17 protein-coding genes are annotated in these 20,959 nt (G+C 57.9%); 10 read left to right on the top strand and 7 right to left on the bottom strand.

Annotated features, from left to right (window positions below):
* Positions 1-2: 2 nt before the first annotated feature.
* The 6 genes from K6U75_10330 to thrS all read right to left on the bottom strand — a co-directional run bounded on the left by K6U75_10330 (position 3) and on the right by thrS (position 10,501).
* Positions 3-1,409, bottom strand: coding sequence for an ROK family protein (locus K6U75_10330; protein MCL6475434.1), 1,407 nt, complete (start codon positions 1,407-1,409; stop codon positions 3-5).
* Positions 1,410-1,490: 81 nt separating this feature from the next.
* A complete protein-coding gene (locus tag K6U75_10335; protein ID MCL6475435.1) occupies positions 1,491-2,336 on the bottom strand; it encodes a Uma2 family endonuclease in 846 nt (281 codons plus the stop codon).
* 130 nt (positions 2,337-2,466) lie between these two features.
* Positions 2,467-2,985 carry a PEP-CTERM sorting domain-containing protein gene (locus K6U75_10340; protein MCL6475436.1) on the bottom strand — a complete coding sequence of 173 codons (519 nt, stop codon included), beginning with the start codon at positions 2,983-2,985 and terminating at the stop codon, positions 2,467-2,469.
* Positions 2,986-3,061: 76 nt separating this feature from the next.
* A complete protein-coding gene (locus K6U75_10345) occupies positions 3,062-5,296 on the bottom strand; it encodes a hypothetical protein (GenBank protein ID MCL6475437.1) in 2,235 nt (744 codons plus the stop codon).
* 216 nt (positions 5,297-5,512) lie between these two features.
* Positions 5,513-8,446, bottom strand: coding sequence for a tetratricopeptide repeat protein (locus tag K6U75_10350; protein ID MCL6475438.1), 2,934 nt, complete (start codon positions 8,444-8,446; stop codon positions 5,513-5,515).
* A gap of 306 nt (positions 8,447-8,752) precedes the next feature.
* Entirely contained in the window at positions 8,753-10,501 is a 1,749-nt protein-coding gene (gene thrS, locus K6U75_10355) for a threonine--tRNA ligase (GenBank protein MCL6475439.1), read from the bottom strand.
* Positions 10,502-10,788: 287 nt separating this feature from the next.
* Between thrS and K6U75_10360 the strand changes: the two genes are divergently transcribed.
* The 4 genes from K6U75_10360 to K6U75_10375 all read left to right on the top strand — a co-directional run bounded on the left by K6U75_10360 (position 10,789) and on the right by K6U75_10375 (position 15,219).
* Positions 10,789-12,150, top strand: coding sequence for a methyltransferase domain-containing protein (locus K6U75_10360; protein ID MCL6475440.1), 1,362 nt, complete (start codon positions 10,789-10,791; stop codon positions 12,148-12,150).
* Positions 12,147-12,593, top strand: coding sequence for a hypothetical protein (locus K6U75_10365; protein MCL6475441.1), 447 nt, complete (start codon positions 12,147-12,149; stop codon positions 12,591-12,593). The genes K6U75_10360 and K6U75_10365 overlap by 4 nt, the downstream gene beginning before the upstream one ends.
* Before the next feature lie 269 nt (positions 12,594-12,862).
* The gene (locus tag K6U75_10370) at positions 12,863-13,516 is read left to right on the top strand and encodes a peptidoglycan recognition protein family protein (protein ID MCL6475442.1); all 654 of its coding nucleotides are present in this window, start codon (positions 12,863-12,865) and stop codon (positions 13,514-13,516) included.
* Between the two features lie 17 nt (positions 13,517-13,533).
* Positions 13,534-15,219, top strand: coding sequence for a carboxypeptidase (locus K6U75_10375; GenBank protein ID MCL6475443.1), 1,686 nt, complete (start codon positions 13,534-13,536; stop codon positions 15,217-15,219).
* A gap of 4 nt (positions 15,220-15,223) precedes the next feature.
* Here the strand turns inward: K6U75_10375 and K6U75_10380 are convergent, their stop codons facing one another.
* Entirely contained in the window at positions 15,224-17,587 is a 2,364-nt protein-coding gene (locus K6U75_10380) for a beta-galactosidase (GenBank protein MCL6475444.1), read from the bottom strand.
* Between the two features lie 121 nt (positions 17,588-17,708).
* Here K6U75_10380 and K6U75_10385 point away from each other — a divergent pair, with 121 nt between their 5' ends.
* The 6 genes from K6U75_10385 (at position 17,709) to secG (ending at position 20,957) form a co-directional block, all read left to right on the top strand.
* Positions 17,709-18,272, top strand: coding sequence for a hypothetical protein (locus K6U75_10385; GenBank protein MCL6475445.1), 564 nt, complete (start codon positions 17,709-17,711; stop codon positions 18,270-18,272).
* Positions 18,273-18,282: 10 nt separating this feature from the next.
* Positions 18,283-18,717, top strand: a complete 435-nt coding sequence (locus tag K6U75_10390; protein MCL6475446.1) for a hypothetical protein — start codon at positions 18,283-18,285, stop codon at positions 18,715-18,717.
* Complete coding sequence (locus K6U75_10395; GenBank protein ID MCL6475447.1) at positions 18,672-19,025, top strand: HAD family hydrolase; 354 nt, start codon at positions 18,672-18,674, stop codon at positions 19,023-19,025. Before K6U75_10390 ends, K6U75_10395 begins: the two co-directional genes overlap by 46 nt.
* 55 nt (positions 19,026-19,080) lie before the next feature.
* Positions 19,081-20,205, top strand: coding sequence for a PmoA family protein (locus tag K6U75_10400; GenBank protein ID MCL6475448.1), 1,125 nt, complete (start codon positions 19,081-19,083; stop codon positions 20,203-20,205).
* 71 nt (positions 20,206-20,276) lie between these two features.
* The gene (tatA, locus tag K6U75_10405; GenBank protein ID MCL6475449.1) at positions 20,277-20,726 is read left to right on the top strand and encodes a twin-arginine translocase TatA/TatE family subunit; all 450 of its coding nucleotides are present in this window, start codon (positions 20,277-20,279) and stop codon (positions 20,724-20,726) included.
* A complete protein-coding gene (gene secG, locus K6U75_10410) occupies positions 20,727-20,957 on the top strand; it encodes a preprotein translocase subunit SecG (protein ID MCL6475450.1) in 231 nt (76 codons plus the stop codon).
* The last annotated feature ends 2 nt before the right edge of the window (positions 20,958-20,959 follow it).

The following is a 20,959-nucleotide window of genomic DNA, read 5'->3' on the forward strand; positions in this document are numbered from 1 at the left end:
TGCTATCCCTCCTTCTGCTCTTTCTTAATCTCGGGCAGGCTCGCTGCCGCGATGGATTGTCCAACCCGCCGCGCCTTTTCGTCGGGCAGGTTCACGCTGATACGCACCGCCAGCTCGGGGAACTCGGTCTGCAGGACTTCTTTGGCCTTCTCCAGAATGATATGCCCTCCTTCGCCCGAGGTAACGCGCCCCAGCACCAGCACGTGCTGCAGGTCATAGAAGTCCGCATAATGTGCGATGCCGTATCCCAGATACACCCCAATCGTCTCGTAGACAGCGCGCGTGCGGGAATCATCGCTGGCGTGCAAATCCTGAAACTGCTTCAGACGCTCCGCCAGCCCCAGGCTTTCATCCAGCGCAATGCCCGCGACCGGCGCCAGTCGGAAAATCGCCTGCTGCGAGAAGTACAGCGCACCGACCCCCTTGTCGCCCGACCACTCGTCGACTGGCGCATCCGGGGCATAGTCCACCGGTGCGAACGCCAGCTCGTTCAGCCAGTTGGTGATGTTGCCTTCGGGCGTCACGTAGCCTGCGGCTTCGCTGGAACCCATGGCGATGCCCAGAATACCGTTCACCCCCAGGCTCATCGAGCCAGCGAGTGCGGTCACCTCGCCGTCGTTCGCCACTTCCAGCGGTACTCCCCACTCCTTCTGCACGCGCAGGAAGATGTCTTTCGCCCGCGCATTGAACACATCGCGGGGCACACCGCGAAACAGCGATGCCACCATCACGCGGTTGTTGATCCATACCCCCGCTGAACTCACGCCAATGGCATCCACACGGGGCATCCGCGCCGCCGCGCGGTGCAGGGCAGACATAATCTCGTGGTAATGGTAACTCGGGTCGGTTTGCGGGCGCGGGTCCCACACCACCTCTTCACTGAACACATCTTTGCCATCGATGACCGCAGAGACCTTCCGGTCGCTGGCTCCCAAATCCAGCCCGATACGACACCCATCTAGATGCCGCCCCAGCGACTTGGCAGTCTCGTTGGCGGAAGGAACTTTATCGGCGTCGGTAATGACCACCTCAAAGGGGCGTTCGTACACCGTCTCGCCCATGAAGTCGTAATCGAAGGCGCGCTCCCCGTTGGGGGCATACACCTGCTGAATATACTCCCCAATCTGGCCCGGACCGCCCAGGTAGACCTTGTAGCCGCCCTTTTGCCAGAGCAGGAACTTGACGATGCGTTCCACGTATTGCAGATTCTGCTCAAAGTCCGCCGAGCCGGGTGCAAACACCTCCGTGCGATACACCGAGCGGGTGCCGTCCGCTCGCTCCACGGCGATCACCATCGGTACGCCCTGTCCCGATGCCTTCACCTTCTCACGAAAGGCACGGTTCGCCAGCACGGCGGGACGAAACGATTCGTCCAAAGGAGGGAGCACACGAGGCTTTACCAGTTCCATTTCTCCTTCACCTTTCCGTCGGTCTTTACCGGTTGTATAGTTCTGCGCTGTTAGCGATTATCCTGCCGGCGAGGGCAACGGTTACCCTTCGGTGCGTTCGCCATTTGCTCTGAGTCGCCGCAGTTCCTCCTCCATTTCGCGCAACTTCGCTTCCAGTGCTGCCCGTGCCCTCGCTTCCTCTTCTGCCCGACGTGCCTCTTCTGCAGCGCGACGTTTTTCCTCCTCCACGCGCTGGCGCGCTGCTTCAAGAAGTTGCTCTCGCTCCTCCACCATCCGCCGCGCTTCTTCGAGCTGATGATAGGCTTCGAGCACTTCCTCCACGGACTGCTGAAGGGTAGGCAGGAAGCGCTGCCCCACTGGGTCCCAGAGCCGAACGACGTAGCCGGTATCCTCTGCCCTGACGACGATGCTCAGTCCCAGATGCTCGCTGTGAACCCACCACTCCCGGTCGTTCGGGCGCTCGTTGGGAACGGTCTGATATTCCTCGCCAACCAGCCGATGTAGTATGACTGGTTCAATCAGATACTCCCGCGTGACATCGATCATGATGTACTCTTTGACGCCCAGCCTCTGGTACAAACGGTGCTTCCGTCCCAGGTCCTCACTTGCCGTCTTGCGAGAGGTCAGTTCGATGATGACGTCTGGCGCTTTGCCCTCTTCCCATACCTTCCATGTGGGGCGCAACGGAGTCTTCGGCACCCCGAAGACCACATAAACGTCTGGCGCAACCCGTTGGCGCGGGTTGCCCTCGATCCAGTACATGAACTGATTACCCGCCACATACACGTCTTTTCGCTGTGCGAAGTACGCCTGTAAGGCGGCTACGAGGTATACCATCGCTTCCAGGTGTTCAGGAGTCTCTGCCATGGGCTTCCTATCCGAGCAGGGATAATGAACTGCCTTCTGCTGCGCCTGAGTGATCGCCATTGCACTCACCTCATCTCTATTATAACCGCTTTGTCCGTCAAAAGTAAAAGAGAGGGCATCTCTTCGCATCCTGGCACGATTACCCTCTCCATGCACGGCGAACGCAATCATGCGCTGCCAGCAAAAGACGCTACTGTCTCTTACGCCATCGGCGGAACAGCAGCATCGCCAACCCGCCGCCCATGGTCACCACCGTTGCCGGTTCAGGCACCACGTGCAGCTCCCAGCTCGCGCCAAGCTCCACCGAAGCGCCACCAATCTCGTCGAACTCCAGAATGGCTATCGGCTCATAGAGCGCAGCGGGCGCGTCAGGGTCCACGTAGACATTGAACAGCGGAATCCAGTGATGAACCCACGGCTCCAGACGCAGGGTTAAATCGTCCAGCGTGAACACCCAGTCGTAAAACGGCGTGGTGTCCACCGTCACGCCCACCGCCACCAGACCATCGTTGAAAGCCGTGAACCGGATATCTAACGGATCCGTGCCTGTGTTAACTAGCCAGCCGTAAACCCACTCGTAGAACCCGCCGGGATGGATCACCAGGCTGTCCGGATACAAACTAAACTCGTACTGGGCATGGCAGCGCGAGGAAGCAAAGCTGAACAGCGCAAGTGCCACGATTGCCAGTTGCCATATTCGTTTCCACATGTTTACACCTCCAGATTAGAATGTTTTCAGGTTTGTGTCCGCCTCTGTGTGCGCGCACACAGAGGCGGAGGTCATGCTAGGGTACCGTCACGATGCGAGAGACGCTCCAGCTGCCCTGACTGCTGGTGCCGCTCACGCGGATAACAAACGACTGTCCGCTCCGGATGTTCGGCGTCATGAAATTGAAAATGAGCTGAACCGACTGTCCCGCCCCCAGTCCAGACAGCCCAGGATCCGGCAACAGGGTAGTGGGGAACCCGCTCAAAGTGGCGGAAGTCAGGCGTCCACCGGTCATATCGCCGCCGCCCACATTCTTGATGGTGATGAACACCTGGCTCATGACGTTGGGCGCGATGGAGGCACTAACCGCCTGCAACGATGGTGAGCCGCCCGGCCCTGTGCCCGGAGGCGGTGGCGGCGGCGTGACAGGACGCGCACGCACGCGGAAAGTCACGCCGTTGGAATACATCCCCACGCTTGGATTGAAGACAGACAGGTACCAGATTCCCGGCGTGGCCAACTGGCTCTTGGGGATCACCGCCCGCAGCTCGTTACTCGAAATGAAGGTGGCAGGTAGCTCTAATCCGCTGAACACCACGCGCGAGTCTTGCTGGAAGCCCGCACCCCGCACGGTCAGAGGCACGTCGCTGCTCGGCTTCTCCAGCACCGAAGTGGGTGTGATGCGACTGATGGAAGGCACGGCGACGGTCACCACAAAAGACAGGGTGTTCGAGTAGTCGTTCAGCGAGGGCTCATACACCCGAACCGCAAAAGAGCCCTGATTTTCCAGTAACTCCGGCGGTACGTTTGCCTGCAGCTCGTTGGGCGAAATAAACGTGCTTGAAAGCAGCTGCCCATCGAACTCCACCTGCGACTGGCTGGTGAAGTTTTGTCCCATCACGCTGAGCGAAATCGCGGTACTGCCCGCGCGCACGCCCACGGGCGACAGTGCGCTGATGACAGGCGAGGCACCCTGTCCGACGGTCAATGTCAACTCGTTGCTGCGTTTGCCGTCGTTCGGGTCCCACGGATACGGGGTGTTCACCGCAATCTGCACGCCGTGCGGGGAGGCTATCAGCGAGGCGTCCACCACCGCGTCCAGCTGCGTGGGACTGATGAAGGTCGTGGGCAGCGCGGAGCCGTTCCACTGCACCACCGAGTACGGACGGAAACCGCGCCCCTCGGTGCGAAGCGTGAAGGAGTCGCCGCCTGCGGCAACGGTCTCGGGTGAGATGGCATGTAGTTCCGGCGTGGTAATCATGCTGGCAGTGGTTGCCAGCTCCGCCCGCCACGGTCCCCCCACAACGCTGTTACCGACAATGACGTTGCCGTCGGCGGAGACATCATAAACTACTCCCAGCGGGTAGATTGGGTCGCCCTGCAACTGATGAACGTTTTGAAAATACTGGCGCAAATACTGCGGAGGCAGCTCGGGGTCCACCCAGATGACGGCAGCAAACCGCTCGCCCTCTGATCCATACCAGCCCGCCTCGGGGTCGTCGTTCGCAACGCGTACCATGCCAACGACGCGTGGACCTCCTACTCCCACCCAGACTCCGGCGATGCGCGGCGTGGTATTGCCCTGCGTAATGGGGGGCCCGGGCAGCTGCGGCAGGACTCTAAACCCGGTGCTTGCGCTCCACAAGAACGTCTGCCACAAAGTGCCGTCATGGTACGGGCCCGCCACCCACGCGCCGTCTGCAGAAACCGCCTGCGGAAATGCATAGTTGGGCAAATTGAAGGAGCCTCCACCGACCCGGTCGACGAACCCGTCCCGGCGGGAACCGCTCCTATAACCAATCACCGTGCTGCCGTCGCGAGAAAGCTTCACAGGTTGTGCCGTGAATGCGGAACCAGTTCCCTGGCTGGGCCACACCTTGAGATCAGCACCGGAGGTCAGGTCACGCAAGGCGCCGTAATTCCTCCAGAGAATGAACAGGTTGCCGGCGTCATTCATGCTCCAGGCGTTGCTGGGCGGCGCGAAGGTGAGAAATGTTCCGCCCCGCCGCCAGACGAATGCGCTGTCCCCCACGCCACCGACTACGACGCTGCCATCCGCAGAGACGCCGTTCGCACTGCCCCATAACCCGGGAAACAGACGCTCCCAGCCATCGGTGATGCTCCACAACACCGCTTCAGCCGCTTCCAAGGTAGTCAACCTCGCGGCGAAGAAGTCGCCGTCACGTGATAGCTGGCTTATGGACAGGGCACCTGGCGCCCTCAGGTACTCAAATGTTTGCGCGCGCCCCGTTGTCAGGTTGCCCAACAGCATCGCGGCGAGCATAAAAGCCATCCAGAACCCTCGTTTCATTTGCGTTCCTCCTTCGAGTAGTGACCCCAGTCTACTCTAGCACCGTTACAAAAACGTTACAAATCGGTGCGAGGATATTTTTTCTGAAAAAATACGGGTGAAATGCTTCGCTGCCGCTAAGCATGACAGACAGGTGTCCTTCTGAGCGAAGCGAAGAAACCCCAAGACTCTCCGCTAACACCCAAAGAGATTTGGTGCGACGATGCTGCACCCGGCTCAGAGCGAGGAAGGAGCTTCACCCTCCAACACGCTCTCCAGCAGCGGCACGAGCTCATCCAGTGCGGTTTGCCGTCCCTGTTGAATGCAACTGTGTATCTCGTACTCGTTCAGGTGCGCTCGCAACACGGCGTCCACCCTTTGCTGGTGTTCTGTGCGGACGGGCAAGTGCAGCTGCTCGCGCAGAGCGTCGCTGGTGCCCTTCAACTGTGCGCCTAACTGCGCATGTTGCCCTGTGTTCGCCAGCCACAGACTCAATTCATCCAGTGCCTCCACGACGCCCGGGTAGTCCCGTATCTGTAGACGCAGTTGCAGGCACTGTCGAAGATGCTCCATACCCACCTGATGTTCTCCCCGACAGTGGGCAAGCTGCGCCAGATTGTAATGCAAAAAGCCCCGTGCGTACCAGTCTGCTCCTTTCTCAGCCAGTGCCAGAGAGGAAAGGTAGAAAGACTTCGCTTTGTCCGTCTCCCCCTCCCTCTGCGCCAGGTTGCCCAGCCACATCTGCGCGTAGGTCATTGCCTCCACATCCTGTATCTCCTCCGCCAGCGCAAGGCTTTCTTGATAGGCGGCGCGCGCCTGTGAATAACCTTGTCGGCGGTAAAGCACGTTGCCCAGCCACAGCCGCGCGAAGGCTTGACCGGCTTTATCACCCCTTTTCTCAAATCGCTGCAGGCTCTCCGTCAGGCAACGCTCCGCCTCATCGAGGTCGCGTTGCATCCATGCCAGCGCACCAACACCCATCGCCACCCACGCCCACCATCGTGAAACCTCTTCCTCTCCCGACGCGCAGTAAGCGTCCAGCAAACGATGCAGTACCTGCCTGCCTTCCACCAGCGCGCCGCGCATCATCCAGTACACCCACAGAAACGCCGCCATACGCAACGCACCAGCATCGGTCTTCGCGCTGTCCCGTTGCACGCTGTATTCCAGCGCACTCAATAAGTTGCGGTGCTCACGCCCCAGACAGGACGCCCACTGCGCCACCAGCGGTCCCGTGCGCTGTCTATCCGCCTCTTCGGCAAGGTGGCTGTAGAAGAGAAAGTGTCTGGCTCTGGCATCTGCCGCGTCCTCGCTCGCTTCCAGATACTCCTCTGCGAACACGCGCACCGTCTCCAGCATCCGGTAGCGCGCTTCGCCGTCGGTCTCCTCCATCTGCACCAGCGAGTTCTCGATCAAGGCGTCCAGTGTGTCCAGTAGCACTGCATCGGCGCGTCCGATCTCAGTAGAGATAAATCCCGTCAGGACGCTTCGGGCTGCCGCAAGGTCCCATCCTCCCTCGAAAACCGACAGCATTCGGAACGGCCGGCGCATCTCCGGGGAAAGCAGGGCATAACTCCACTCCAGGGACACCCTTAAAGACCGATGCCGCTCCGGCAAACAGGACTGCTGCGCACTCAACAGGTCGGGATGCTTCTGTAGAGAGTGCAGTATCTGTTGCGGCGACAGCACCCTGACCCGTGAAGCCGCGAGGATGAGCGCCAGAGGTACTCCCTCCAGACGCTCGCATATACCCGCAATGGACGCGGCGTTCTGCGCGTTCCACTCGAACCCCGGGCGCACCTGTTGCGCCTGCGCCAGGAAAAGCTGCACGCTTGGGCATTGAAGCAACGATTCCAGAGAAGCCTGTTCAGTATGAGGCGCACCGTTCGCTTTCCACCCCCCCGCGAAGGGGGTCTCCAGCGGCTGCACTCGCACGGTCCTCTCCTCGGACAATCCCAAATGCAATCGGGAGGTGATTAGCACGCGCAGCATTGGCAGTTGTTCCATCAGGCTCTTTACCGTCTGCTTACCGCTCGCGTCCATCTGCTCGAAGTTATCCAGCACCAGCAACGACGGGGCACTACCCAAGACCCTCGCGACTTCTTCCTCTACGGTAGCGACATGTGAGGTAACGCCTAACGCCTGCAGGATACGTCCCAGCAATAACGCGCCGTCTCTCACGTCCGTGACATCCACGAACCACACGGGGTGCCGCGTTTGCGCGATGAACCGTCGCCCCACTTCAATCGCCAGACGGGTTTTGCCTATGCCCCCCTCGCCGACCAGTGTCACGAGCCGCTCGGTTTCGGTTTTGAGCAGCTGCAGTAAGCGTTCCACCTCGCGGTCTCTTCCCACGAGCCTTCCTGGTGCGGGAGGTAACGCGCTCCGGCACATTGCCTCTGTGGTCTGATGTGCCTGCTGCGCTGCCGAGTCTATCGCTCGCGCCAGCATCAGGGTCTCGCGGGATGGGGTAGAATCCAGGTCCTCCTGCAGCAACCGCTCCCATTCTGCGTACGCTTTCCGCGCCTCAGCCGGATAGCCCCTTGCCAGATGGATGCGAACAAGCGCCAGGTGCGGTTCTTCCCGCAGGGGGTCCTGCGCGATACCGTGCAGAGCGTATTCTATCGCCACATCCAGCTGTCCCTCAGCCTCCAGTATCTTCAGCAGCTCATCCAGCGCGAGGAAATAGCGTTCTGAAACCTGCTCCTGCAGTTGCAACACCCAGTCCTCATAATAACCCTTCAGCGGCAGGTCGGTGTAAAGGCTTACAGCTCTCGCAAGATGCTGCCTTCGATCCGCAACGCTGGTGCTCTGGCGGGCTAAGCGCAGGCTACTCTCCATCATCTGCAGGTCCGTGACCACAGCCGACGCCCGCAGACCGATGCCGAAGTTGTCGGTGTAGAAGACGCTCTCTGGCACCACCCCGTGTTCTTCAAGCATCCTTCGCAACGCACTGAGCGAAACCCGCAAGCTGGTACGACCACTCTCAGCAGTGCTTTCAGGCCATAGCAGGTCCAGCAATATCTCACGGGGATGGGATTGGTGCAGGTGGGTGGCTAAATAAGCCAGCAAAAGCGCGGTCTTCTCGGTACGAAAGCGGGTGATAACCTGCTCCCCCACAATCAGGCGCAAGCCGCCGAACACTTCTACCCGGCACAGTGTTTCGGACAAAGGTGTCATCTCCTCTTCTGGCTGTGCGTGCACTAGAGACACATTCAAAAAGATACGGGTTACGCAGTTGAAAGACTGTTCATGAGTTTGCGACATACAGTGACATCATCTGTCATTCTGAGCGAAGCGAAGAATCTCTTTTGGGGCTCCAAGATCTTCGAGGACGCTCAGTATGACAAAGTCTCTGCATTCACTGAAAAAGAATGACCTACCCGATCTTCGTCGCAGCTGCGTAACTCCTAAAAGGACACCGGCAGGCGACTTGGTAGGGTGGCTGCTGTCGTCCTGCCGGCGTTTGCTCGCTTCTCAGTATCCCTTTCCGCCCATCTCCTCACGCAAACGGGCGATGAACGCCTCCAGAGACACCGCGCCCTGGTCGCCTGCGCTGCGTTTGCGCACGGAAACGGTCTGGTTGGTCATGTCGCGGTCACCCACGACCAGCATATACGGGATTTTCTGCAGCTCCGCCTCGCGCACCTTGAAGCCTGTTTTCTCGTTGCGGGCATCTACCTCCACGCGGAAGCCCTCCTCTTCCAGACGCTGGCGGATCTGCTGCGCGTAAGGCACATGCCGGTCGGCAATGGGCAGCACAATCACCTGCACCGGCGCCAGCCACAGCGGGAAGGCTCCTGCGTAATGCTCGATCAGGATGCCGATGAGCCGTTCCAGCGAGCCGAAGGGCGCGCGGTGTATCATCACCGGACGGTGCGGCTGACCGTCGGGACCGATATACTCCAGGTCGAAGCGTTCGGGTAACGTGTAGTCCACCTGCACCGTGCCCAACTGCCACATCCTGCCCAGACAGTCTTTGGCAAGGAAGTCCAGCTTGGGTCCGTAGAACGCCGCCTCGCCTTCGGCAACAGTGTACTGGATGCCCATGTGTTCCACTGCCAGCAGGATGGCTTGCTGCGCCTGCTCCCACGCCTCGTCGCTGCCCACGTATTTGTCGCTCTTGGGGTCGCGTAAGCCCACACGGGCGTGGTATTCCTCCAGCCCCAGCCGCTCGAACACATAAAGCACCAGCTCCACCACGTTTTTGAACTCGTCTTCCAGCTGGTCTGGCGTGACGAAGATGTGCGAATCGTCCACCGTGAAGCCGCGCACGCGCGTCAACCCACCCAGCTCGCCGCTCTGCTCATAGCGATACACCGTGCCGAACTCCGCCAGGCGCAACGGCAGGTCGCGGTAACTGCGCGTCTCCGACTTGTAAATCTGGATGTGGTGCGGGCAGTTCATTGGCTTCAGCATGTATTCCTCATCTTCCACCTGAATCGGGTGGAACATGCTTTCCTGATACTTGTACCAGTGCCCGCTGGTCTTGTACAGGTCCAGCTTGCCGATATGCGGTGTCACCACCGGCAGGTAGCCGCGTTTCAACTGTTCCTTCTTGAGGAAGGTCTCCAGCGTGTCGCGCAGGATAGCCCCTTTGGGAAGCCACAGTGGTAATCCGCTGCCCACCTCCGGGCTGATAAGGAAGATACCCAACTCCCTGCCCAGCTTGCGATGGTCACGCCGCTTTGCCTCCTCCATGCGCTGCAGGTAGTCGTGCAGCTCCTCCTCCGTAAACCATGCGGTTCCGTAAAGGCGGGTCAGCATCTTGTTTCGTGCGTCGCCGCGCCAGTACGCCCCTGCGATGGAGAGCAGTTTGAAGTGTTTAATCTGGCTGGTACGCTCCACGTGGGGGCCGCGGCACAGGTCAATGAAATCGCCCTGCCGGTAGAAACTGATGGTCTCCTCTTCGGGGATCTCCTCGATAATCTGCACCTTATAGTCCTGCCCGAGTTCCCGCACCAGTCTGAGCGCGTCGAGACGGGGCAGTTCGATACGCTCAATAGGCAGGTCGCGCGCCGCAATTTCGCGCATTCGCTCCTCAATACGCGGCAGGTCTTCTCCCGTGATCGGCTGCGGTGGGTCCACATCGTAATAGAAGCCATCCTCGATGGGCGGGCCGATTGCCAGCTTGGTGCCGGGGAAGAGTTCACAAACAGCCTGAGCCATCAGATGCGCCGTACTGTGGCGCAACGTCTCCAGGTCGGTCATCGTCGCCTGAGCCATTTTCGAAAAACACTCCTCCGAGTGAAGTCAACGCCTGTACGAACGGCGCTGCGATGGTATTATACCATATCTGCATTCCTTCACTTGACACCGCGCATGAACCGATGTTACCATTCAGTGGAACACCACCCGAAGGTAAGCAGAAGATGACGAATTTGCTTCTACAAGGCAAATATGTGTGTCCCCTCTGTGGGCTGGAACTGGACAAGCCTGTTGGCGGACACATCCGTCAGCAACACGGAGAGCAGGCGTTCGTTCAAGCGGTACTGGATGCCAAACGTGCCGGGATGAGCGACGCACAGATCGGGGAACAGTTCGGGATTACCTTCAAACAACTGGAACGCATCATCACCGAAGCGGTTGGGGTAAACGTCTCCACGCTCTCGCATCCCAAACGCATCAAGACCTGGGAGCCGGCAGAATTCCGCCTGGAGAATACCACCGTCTGGAGTTTCAAACAGCGTGGCAACTGGGCGACGCACGATGGACGGTATCGTGGCAATTGGTCGCCCTACATTCCCCGCAATTTGATACTGCGCTACACCAATCCCGGCGACCTCGTGCTCGATCCGTTCGTGGGTGGCGGCACCACCGCAGTGGAAGCGAAACTGCTGGGACGGCGGTGTATCGCCCGTGACATTAACCCAGTATGTGTGGAAATGACTTTGGAAAACCTGCGCTTCAGCTTGCCACGTAGTCTTTTTGCGGAATCTCCCATCTACGAGCCTGAGGTTTCGGTCGGAGATGCCCGTTGTCTGGAGGGCATTGCCGACAACAGCGTAGACCTGATTTGCGCTCACCCGCCTTATGCCGGAATTATCCCGTATACTTCGAGCATTGAAGGCGACCTCTCCCAGCTTGGTGTTGGGGATTTCCTGCACGAGATGCGTCAGGTTGCTTCCGAATGCTACAGGGTGCTAAAACCGGGCAGCAAATGCGCTGTGCTCATCGGCGACACCAGACAACGCAAACACGTGGTACCGATAGGCTTCAAGACGATAGAAGTTTTTCTCGAGGCAGGTTTTCGCCTGAAGGAGCTGGTCATCAAGCGTCAGCATAACTGCAGGACCACAGGCTTCTGGGCGGACAGGAGCGTAAAGCACAATTTCCTGTTCCTCGCGCACGAATACCTGCCCGTTTTCGAGAAACCGGCGACTGACGTACCGTATGAGGAATCTCGTCTACCTTCCCCCGGTTTTGAAACGCTACACGCCACGAAGGTAGAGACGTCCACTTTGCAAACGACTACCGTATGGATATTCCCGCAGGAGAAACTTAAGCAACAGGTGGATGCCAATCTCCATCAGAGGTATGCTGGAGAAGGACACAATCTCGTATTAATACATCTAACTGAACAGAACACGCGACAAGATACGCAAGACTGCCACGCAAGCATACAGGCATCCGCGCAGCAGGCGTTGTCTAGGCTACAGCAAGGAGAGTTCGTTATCGTGGAAACGAGAGACGTTCGTTTCGGTGGACAGGTAGTGCCCCTTGCCAAGGTAGTTGTGGACGCGCTTCAGCCTGTCTCTCGATTATGGCTCAAGGAAATCATCGTTGTAGTGCCCAGCAACTTGCCGGTCTGGTCTACCACGGAGGGGTTACACATCATACACCGTTATCTGCTGGTCTATGAGGTAACCGCATGAGACAATTCTGGTGCTTGTTGGTAGCGGTGTACTACAACCTGCTATGCTTCTACCGCATTCTGCGTGCTGTACGCTGCCAGAAGGATGACGTCGTCTACACCACGTCCAACAACGTCGAAATCCGGGTGTATCCGGGCAAGAAAACACAGTCACCATTCGACTTTATCGTGAGGTTCAAAGAATCTGGTAAAAGAGAGCGCACACCACGCCATGTGCATCTCATCGTGGAAATGTATGTGAAACACGCCTATAACCCAACATTAACCATGAAACTGCGAGAACACATTCTCCAGATGTTCCAACACATTCAGCCCACAGACAGGTTTCCTCCCACCCTGCAGTTCTTCCAACCGCACCACGTTGAACCCTTCCGCGAGCTGGACGGAGTAGGTGAATTTACCGTAGAGTTTCTACTGGTCGTAACAGAGCTCATCGGTATCTAGGAAAAACAAACTATCCCAAAGGTTCTCTAACCGAAAGCCTTTACAGAGACTTTGGGGTTACCGACCGCTTTTCGGTTATCCAGAAAGCCACGTGGCGCGGCTAAGGAAGAAGCTTGGATGAGCCGTAAATGAGGTAGGACGGGCTCGGCAGGATCTTCGCCCTCCAAGAGGCGTTCACGTGGCTTTCTCGACCACCCCTCGGAACCTTGACTCGCCCTGCTTCTACAGGATACAATCAAAACCCGTAGTTTCACAGGAGACGGCAACAGATGCGTTTTGTCCGGACATTTTCCGTTATCATCTTGTGTATCCTCATCGGATGTGCTGTAGTCTGGTATCTTTATCGCACAGGCTATCCTCTGCCTGCGCCTTTGACACGTATCACTCCCCCTCGCCCGCCCGTACCCGAAGGCATTCTCATCCACCACTCCGCAACACCCTTCCGCCTGAAAGGCCGCATGGTGGATGCGAAGAAAATAGACGAAATGCATCGACAGCGCGGTTTTAGTATAGTTTGTGGCGAAAAAACCTATCATATTGGTTATCACTACGTGATACTGCCGGACGGGCGCATTCAGCCCGGTCGCCCGGAAAACTGCCAGGGAGCTCACTCTGGAAACGGTTACTACAACAGCAGGTACCTCGGTATTTGCCTCATCGGTGACTTTGATAGCCACGGCAGGTGGAATGGCAGACGAAGCGCGAAACAGCCAACCCCGGCGCAGATAGAGTCGCTGGTGAAGCTCTGTGCCAAACTGATGCAGAAATACAACATCCCCTTGCAGAACGTACGTCGCCACCGCGATGTCAGCCAAACCTACTGCCCGGGGGACCGTTTTCCCTACAGGCGGGTGCAGATGCTCATCGCGCAGGAACTGGAGAGGCGAATACAGAATGCTTCTGTAACGCAACCGACCCGTTAACTGCTGGAGGAGAACAGATGCCGGACGTCTCTTTTGACCGCTTCTACCGTTACGAAGACCTGACGCGCATTCTACAGGCTTACGCGGAAGAGTATCCTCACCTCGTGCGCGTGGAGAGCGCAGGCAAAAGCTACGAAGGACGTGAAATCTGGGTCGTGACCGTTACCCGGTTCGATACGGGTGCTGATACCGAGAAGCCAGCGTTCTGGGCAGATGGTAACATCCATGCGACAGAGGTTTCCGCTTCCAGTGCGGTGCTTTACCTGTTGAACAAGCTCTGCGTGCAGTATGGACAGGACGCTGACATCACGCGCGCACTGGATACACGCGCCTTTTATCTGTGCCCGCGCGTGAACCCGGACGGTGCGGAATGGGCGCTGGCAGACAAACCCAAACTCATCCGCTCCAGCACCCGCCCGTATCCCTATGATGAAGACCCCATCGAGGGCTTACGTCAGGAAGATATCGACGGCGACGGGCGGATGCTTACCATGCGTATCCCTGACCCGAACGGCGCATGGAAGATTTCGCCAGACGAGCCTCGCCTGATGGTGCGCCGTGACCCCACCGAGACAGGCGGACAGTATTATCGGTTGCTTCCCGAAGACATGATAGATAACTACGACGGCGTTTTGATACCCCTGCAGCCCAAGAAGGAGGGGCTCGACCTCAACCGCAACTTCCCGGCTAACTGGCGGCAGGAAAAGGAACAGCGCGGCGCGGGACCGTTTCCTACCTCCGAGCCAGAGGTGCGGGCAATAGCGCAGTTCATCGTCTCTCATCCAAACATCACCGGCGCAGTTACCTTCCATACCTATGGCGGTTTGCTGTTGCGACCCTTCAGTGATAAGCCCGACGAAAAGTTCCCCGCCGAAGACCTCTGGACATACCAGAAAATCGGGCAGAAGGGTACGGAACTGACCGGCTACCCGCACATCTCCGTTTATCACGATTTTCGCTACCACCCCAACGAGGTCATCACGGGCGTGTTTGACGACTGGATGTACGAACATCTGGGCGTGTTTGCGTGGACGGTGGAAATCTGGAGCCCGCAGAGGCAAGCAGGCATCACCGACTACAAATATATCGATTGGTACCGCGAACACCCCTTTGAAGATGACCTGAAGATGCTCAGGTGGAGCGATGAGGTGCTGGAAGGCAAAGGCTACGTGGACTGGTATAAGGTTCAGCATCCCCAGCTGGGCGAGGTGGAAATCGGCGGCTGGAACGCGCAATATGCCTTCCGTAACCCTCCGCCTGAGTTTCTGGAGAAGGAGATTGCCTCTCTGGCGGATTGGGTGATATGGCAGGGGCTGATTTCGCCCAGGCTGGAGATTCTGGAAGCCAGCGCAACCCCGCTGGGCGACGGCGCGTACCGCATCCGTCTGGTAGTACACAACGCCGGCTGGCTACCAACCTACGTGACCAAAGCGGCTCTGGAGAATAAAGTAACCCGTGGCGTCGTGTGCGAGATAGAGCTGCCTGAAGGAGCCACGCTGGAGACAGGCAAGCCGCGCGAGGAGTTGGGACAGCTGGAAGGGCGCGCTTACAAGTCTTCAGCTCCTACCGGCTGGGTTGCCGACCCCACCGACGACCGTTTGAAGGTGGAATGGGTGGTACGTGCCCCCAACGGCGGCGAGGTGAAGGTCACGGCGCGTCACGAGCGAGCGGGCACAGTAAGAGCAAGCATTCGGTTGCAATAGCAATCTACCGCCCTGTAACCTGCCAGGACACGATGGAATGCGGTGGCAGCTTTTTGCCCTGCCTGCTTGCTTCTGCATCTGTCGTGTTCAGCCAGAGCAGCTCGTTCGGGGCGCAGAGCGTGACGAATACGCCATCCTCTTCGCCATCCGCCTGTACCATCTGCCGGCTGGCGGTGGACAATTCGGGAGCTTTCGCTAAGCTGCTGCTGATAAAAGCACGATACTTCGCACTGCCTCCTGGGCCGTTGTACAACAGCACCCTTCCCTTGCCGGTGTTTGCTCCTTCGCCGAACAGGTCATCATGATAGGTGTCATTGCCCTCCACGTCACGCAACCTGCCGATACTCGCAGGGGCTATCAGCAAGCCACCTGCCCGTACCCACCCAATGACCGCACGCCACACACTGCCCTCGGAGACATTTCCGTGCAGCAGTATCAACGCCTTAACCCGTTTCAGCCCGCCGTCCAGTATCTGCTCGTCGCTCATGTAATCGAAATCGAAGCAGTCACGCAGAGGTTGCACGTAACCCAGAAAATCGTTGCCGTTCAGCTTGATGTGCGTCTGCGGATAGTAGACGGCAATCTCCACAATCGGTTTGCGCTGTTTGAACTCGCTCCCCCATCGGATGAAGTTCTGGCGAGCGGTCTCGGTATCAAACAGGTTGGGATAATAGTAGTGCAGGCCCCTTGCCCCGGAGGCTGTAGCGTTGTAGATGCGGACGATGACACCGTTAGGGTCCACATAACCGGCTGGCTCAAAGCTGAAGTAAGCACCGTACTGTCTGCCGGCTGAAGCCACCCAGCGTGTCAACGAAAAGTTCAGTGCGTAATTGCTTGCCTCATTGGTGATACGTACCCCACCACCGACCTCAGCGGCAATCTTGCACTGCTCGCCAAAGTTCGCGCCGTGTTCTGGCGGAGCATGTCCCCCTGTGCAGAGGTAGATGTCACCTTTGGGAAAGTGTTTACGAGTTTCCTTCATCCAGAAACGTGCCCATTCGTTCATCGAGCCGATATACCAGTCTGTGAAATCCAGCCAGGCACGTTCGTTGGGTGCGTCTTTCTTGAGAAAAGGACGGATGTCCTCGAACTGGGCATACGTCCTGCCCCACGCGCGGGAAAGAGCCTCTATACTGGTGTACTTCTTTGCCAGCCACTGCTGAAAACTCTTCACGGCATACGGGTCACCTGCCCAATACCCTGCATGGGTATGGTAATGACCATAAATATCCGCTGTCCAGTCGTTACCTGTGGCGATGTAGATGGCTTCACCGTAGTTGCCCGTGATACCAAGCAGGATGGACTCAATCACACCGGTTCCCCGATAATGCTCGCAGAACGCACGGATGAACCTCGCCACATGTTCTCTCAGCGCAGGGTTCCACAGTGACTGTACATCCGACTCTTCCCCATGTTCCAGACAGACATAACCCTGATAACCGGCTTGTCGGTTCTTGTAATACCATCTGGGCAGACTGTAGGCAGAGCCAACAATCAGAAATGGCACCCATTTCATGCCGTATCGCCTGTATATCTCTACATAGCGGTCGTATACACTCCAGTCGTACTTGCCCGGCTCCGGTTCGCACAGATTCCAGCGCACATAGCCTTCGTGGCTGGTGACCCCCAGCTGCTTCAGCGCAGGCATCGCCGCCTCCAACGCACGGGTCATCGGCTCCACATCCTCTTTACGCGACGGGTCAAATCCCCCCACGATGAGCTGTCCCCCTCGCCCGATTTTAACCAGCGGGGTGACCTTCAGGTGGCGAATGTCTTCCTCTTCCTCTCGCATGATTTGCCCCCACTCCAAAGGACGCTGTTTTTTTACACGCACAACACGAACGTACACCTTCCCGTAATAAGCGGACAAACGAAAATCCGCTCCGAGGTTCTGCCGCCCAGCAAACAGCGGATTCTTCAGCATGAAGATGGCTTTCTTCCATTCGCCCGTGCCCAGCAGACGCCCTCCTACCTGCTCTTCGGCACGGCGATACTTTGCCTGCAGGCTGTCTCCTGTGTCGCTGTCATATTCCAGTGTCAGCATCCCGGCGAGTGCATCGTCGTAATACTCTACCACCACATAAACGGGTGCAGACCATTCCATCTCGCCCAGATCGAAATACAAAAACACCGAGGCTGGCTGTGTACCCTCTATAGTCGTCAGGCAGCGCAAGCCTCCCTTGCTGGTGTATGTCACGAAACCGTCTGCTCCGTTCAATACCCTGACGCCCTGCGATTCAGTTCCCTCTGCCGTTACCACGAAGCGCGCTTCGAACCCGCTCTGCCCAGCACCCTGCTGAGAGCGTGCGTACAACCCGCTGGCCACCGCGATACTCACCACAACTGCCCACACCAGCAAAAATCGCATTTCCTGCCGTACCTCTCCTCACCAGTTCACCCCGTATTTCGCATACATCGGAAAAATCTCCTCTGCCCATGCATTTTCGCGGTATAATGTAAACGGATAGCAAAATCGCATCTGCTGAAAGATGAAGGCTCCACAACACCAAACCCATCGCAAGGCACGGGCGCGGCTGCGACTGGCACGCGACCGTATCGCACGTGCAGATTACGGCTCGGCGATCCTCTTCCTGCGCTCTGCGCTAAAGCGGCTGGAAAAAGAACCTGCTTCTGCCTCCGACCGTGCCCAGTGCTATATTGAGCTGGCACGGTGCTATAACCTGCGAGGTGAACACACCTCAGCAATCCCCTACTGTCGGTGGGCGCTGAATCTGCTCGCACAGGAGTGGGATGCGGAGTTGGCACAGGCTGAGGCGGAGATGGAGCTGGGTATTGCCCTGCTGCACACCGACGAATGGCGTCAGGCACAACGTCACCTTGTTCGCTCCTACCAGACGTTCGAAGCACATCACCTCTGGGCGAAAGCAGCGCGGTGCGTGGAGAATATTGGTATACTGGCAAAGCGACAGGAACAGATAGTGCGTGCGATTAACGCCTTCAGCTACGCCCGACACCTTTACAGACAGATAGAAGACATTGCCGGTTTACACCGTACAGAAACTCAGCTGCGAGAGCTAATTCCGGAGGAATAGGAGTACACTCTTGCCCCCGATACGAAGTCCCGTGCGGGCGATAGTGTTTGATTTTGTCAACACGCTGGTGCCGCTGCGCGAAGCCGAGTTCCTGCGCATCCTGCAGGGCGTTTACGAGTATGTGCACCCGGCCGCTCCCCATGTGCCCTTTGATGCCTTCGTACAGCACTATGTGCATATCCGCGATGAACAGTATGCGCGCAACCTGCCCGAATTACGGGAGAACGACTTCTACGAGCGCATGGCAACCCTCTGGCGACGATTGACCGCGACGCCTCCAAATCCCAAACGGGTGTACGACATGATGATGCACTACGCGCTCGCGTGCGAGAAGGCTGTGGTGCCTGCACCGTATCTGATCCTCTGTTGCGTCAGCTCTCACAACGGTACCTGCTGGCGGTGCTTTCCAACTACCCATACACCCCGTGTGTACACAGGGTACTGAACCGGCACGGTCTTTCCCGGTATCTCTCGTGCATCGTGGTATCTGCAGACGTGGGGATAGTGAAACCGAATCCTGATTTATTTCATATTACCCTGTACCAGTTAGGGGTATCTCCCGACGAAGCTGTTTACGTCGGAGATGACTGGTGTGCGGATGTAGTGGGAGCGTCTCGCGCTGGAATGCGCAGTGTTTACACCCGCGAGTGGCGCGTGGAACCAGACCCATGCGAGAACAACCTCTCCGCTGCATCCCCTGTTGCACGGATATCCTCGCTCACTGAACTGCCGGACGTGCTGATAAGAGGATGACCATAGCCCCATAACGAATCATCAATGCACACGTCAGTACGCAGAGGTGAGGCTCATGCAAGCGATCAGGCTTATGATTCAGCCCGGCTCGACTTCGCGTAACAACTGTCCACTTTCCCTGCCTGTATCAGGCGAACCCGGCGCAGTGTACTGGCTTTCTACAGGAGGCTTGCGTCTGCCGGTACAGACCGCAGGCAACGAACTGTGGTGCTTGTTCCCCGAACTAACTGCCGGTGAAACCGTCATTGCAACGCTGGAGCAGAGCGAAGGGGAACATCCGCATCGAGTTAGCGTGGAAGAAAGCGAAGACCGTATCGTCATATATACTGATGGTAAACTGTTCACCGCTTACATCAAGGCTGGCAACCCTGCGCGCCCCTGCTTCTATCCCCTGCGCGGTCCGGGAGGAGTGAGTGTGACACGTCACTGGCCGATGCGCCACGACGTACCCGGCGAAACCAATGACCACGTGCACCATCGCTCCATGTGGATTGCCTTTGGCGACGTGAACGGAGTAGATAACTGGAGCGAAGAGCCCGGACACGGCTACACCCTGCACCGCCAGACCCTGACCACGTACAGTGGTTATGTGTGCGGTGGCTTCGAGACGCTGAGTGACTGGACAGACTCGCAGGGAAAGAAGTTGCTGGAGCAACACCTGAAGGTACGTGTCTTCCCCTTGCCTGAAGAAGAACACCTGATGGATGTGGAAGTGATCCTGACTGCCACAGAGGGCGATGTACGTTTCGGTGACACCAAAGAAGGGGGCATCCTGTCGGTGCGGGTGGCGTCCTCCATGGATGTGCCTCGCGGAGGACGGATAGAGAACTCCGAAGGCGGAATCAACGAGCCGCAAACATGGGGTAAGCGAGCGCACTGGTGCGACTACAGCGGACAGGTAGAGGGGATTCCTGTGGGCATCGCTATCATGCAGCACCCTTCCAGCTTTCGCCACCCGGCGTGGTGGCACGTGCGCGACTATGGATTGATGACGGTGAACCCGTTCGGTCTGGCAGCATTTACACAGGGACAGGAGCACGGTGATTACACTCTGCCACACGGTGAAAGCCTGCGCTGGCGCTTCCGCGTGTGTATCCACAGGGGCAATGCGGCTGAAGGTAAGGTCGCCCAGCGGTGGAATGACTTCGTGACTCCGCCAGAGGTGGAAGTGGCAGTCTGAGATGGCTACAGGCAAACTGTGGTAAAATATTACCAGCAACGATGTGCTGCGACAGCAGCGGGAGGGACACGATGTTCGGGAGCCTCGGCTTTAGCGAAGTGATGATGATACTCATCATCGGGCTGATTATCTTCGGTCCGAAGAAGCTGCCTGAGATAGGTCGATCGCTGGGCAACGCCATCCGCGAGTTTCGGCGCGCCTCTAACGACATCATGAACACCCTTTCTCTGGAAAACGATTACAACACGACCACGCGCCGAAGCTATGGGGACTACAGCACCTATACCAGCTACAGCGAGCCGAACAGCTACTCGGAACAAACCGTCTCACAAAGCGACATCGTAGCAGATGACGTGAACGTCGCCCCCAGTCCGGATGAGCCGTACAGCAATGTGTACAGCGAATCCGATACCGAAACAGGTTCCGAGGCTTCCTCTGACAAGGCACGTTCGAGCCACCGTCGTGTACTGACTACGCCCCGCCCGTCTGCAGCGCATCGGAATACGCGAAGGAGAGTGTAGATGTATACCTTTCTGGTCATCGTGCAGGTGCTGTTCGCCATTGCGCTCATCTTCATCGTTGCCATGCAGACCACGCGACATGAGGGGCTCTCAGGCACGGTCGGCGGGCAGGTCAGTTCGCAATTTCGCGGCAAGCTGGGACGTGATGAGCAGCTGGCGATGATTACCCGCTATATCGCCGTGGGCTTCTTTGTCGTCAGCTTGCTCGTGGCCATAGCCAGTCCCGATTAAGC

Source organism: Bacillota bacterium (assembly GCA_023511455.1).
Lineage (GTDB): Bacteria > Armatimonadota > HRBIN16 > HRBIN16 > HRBIN16 > HRBIN16.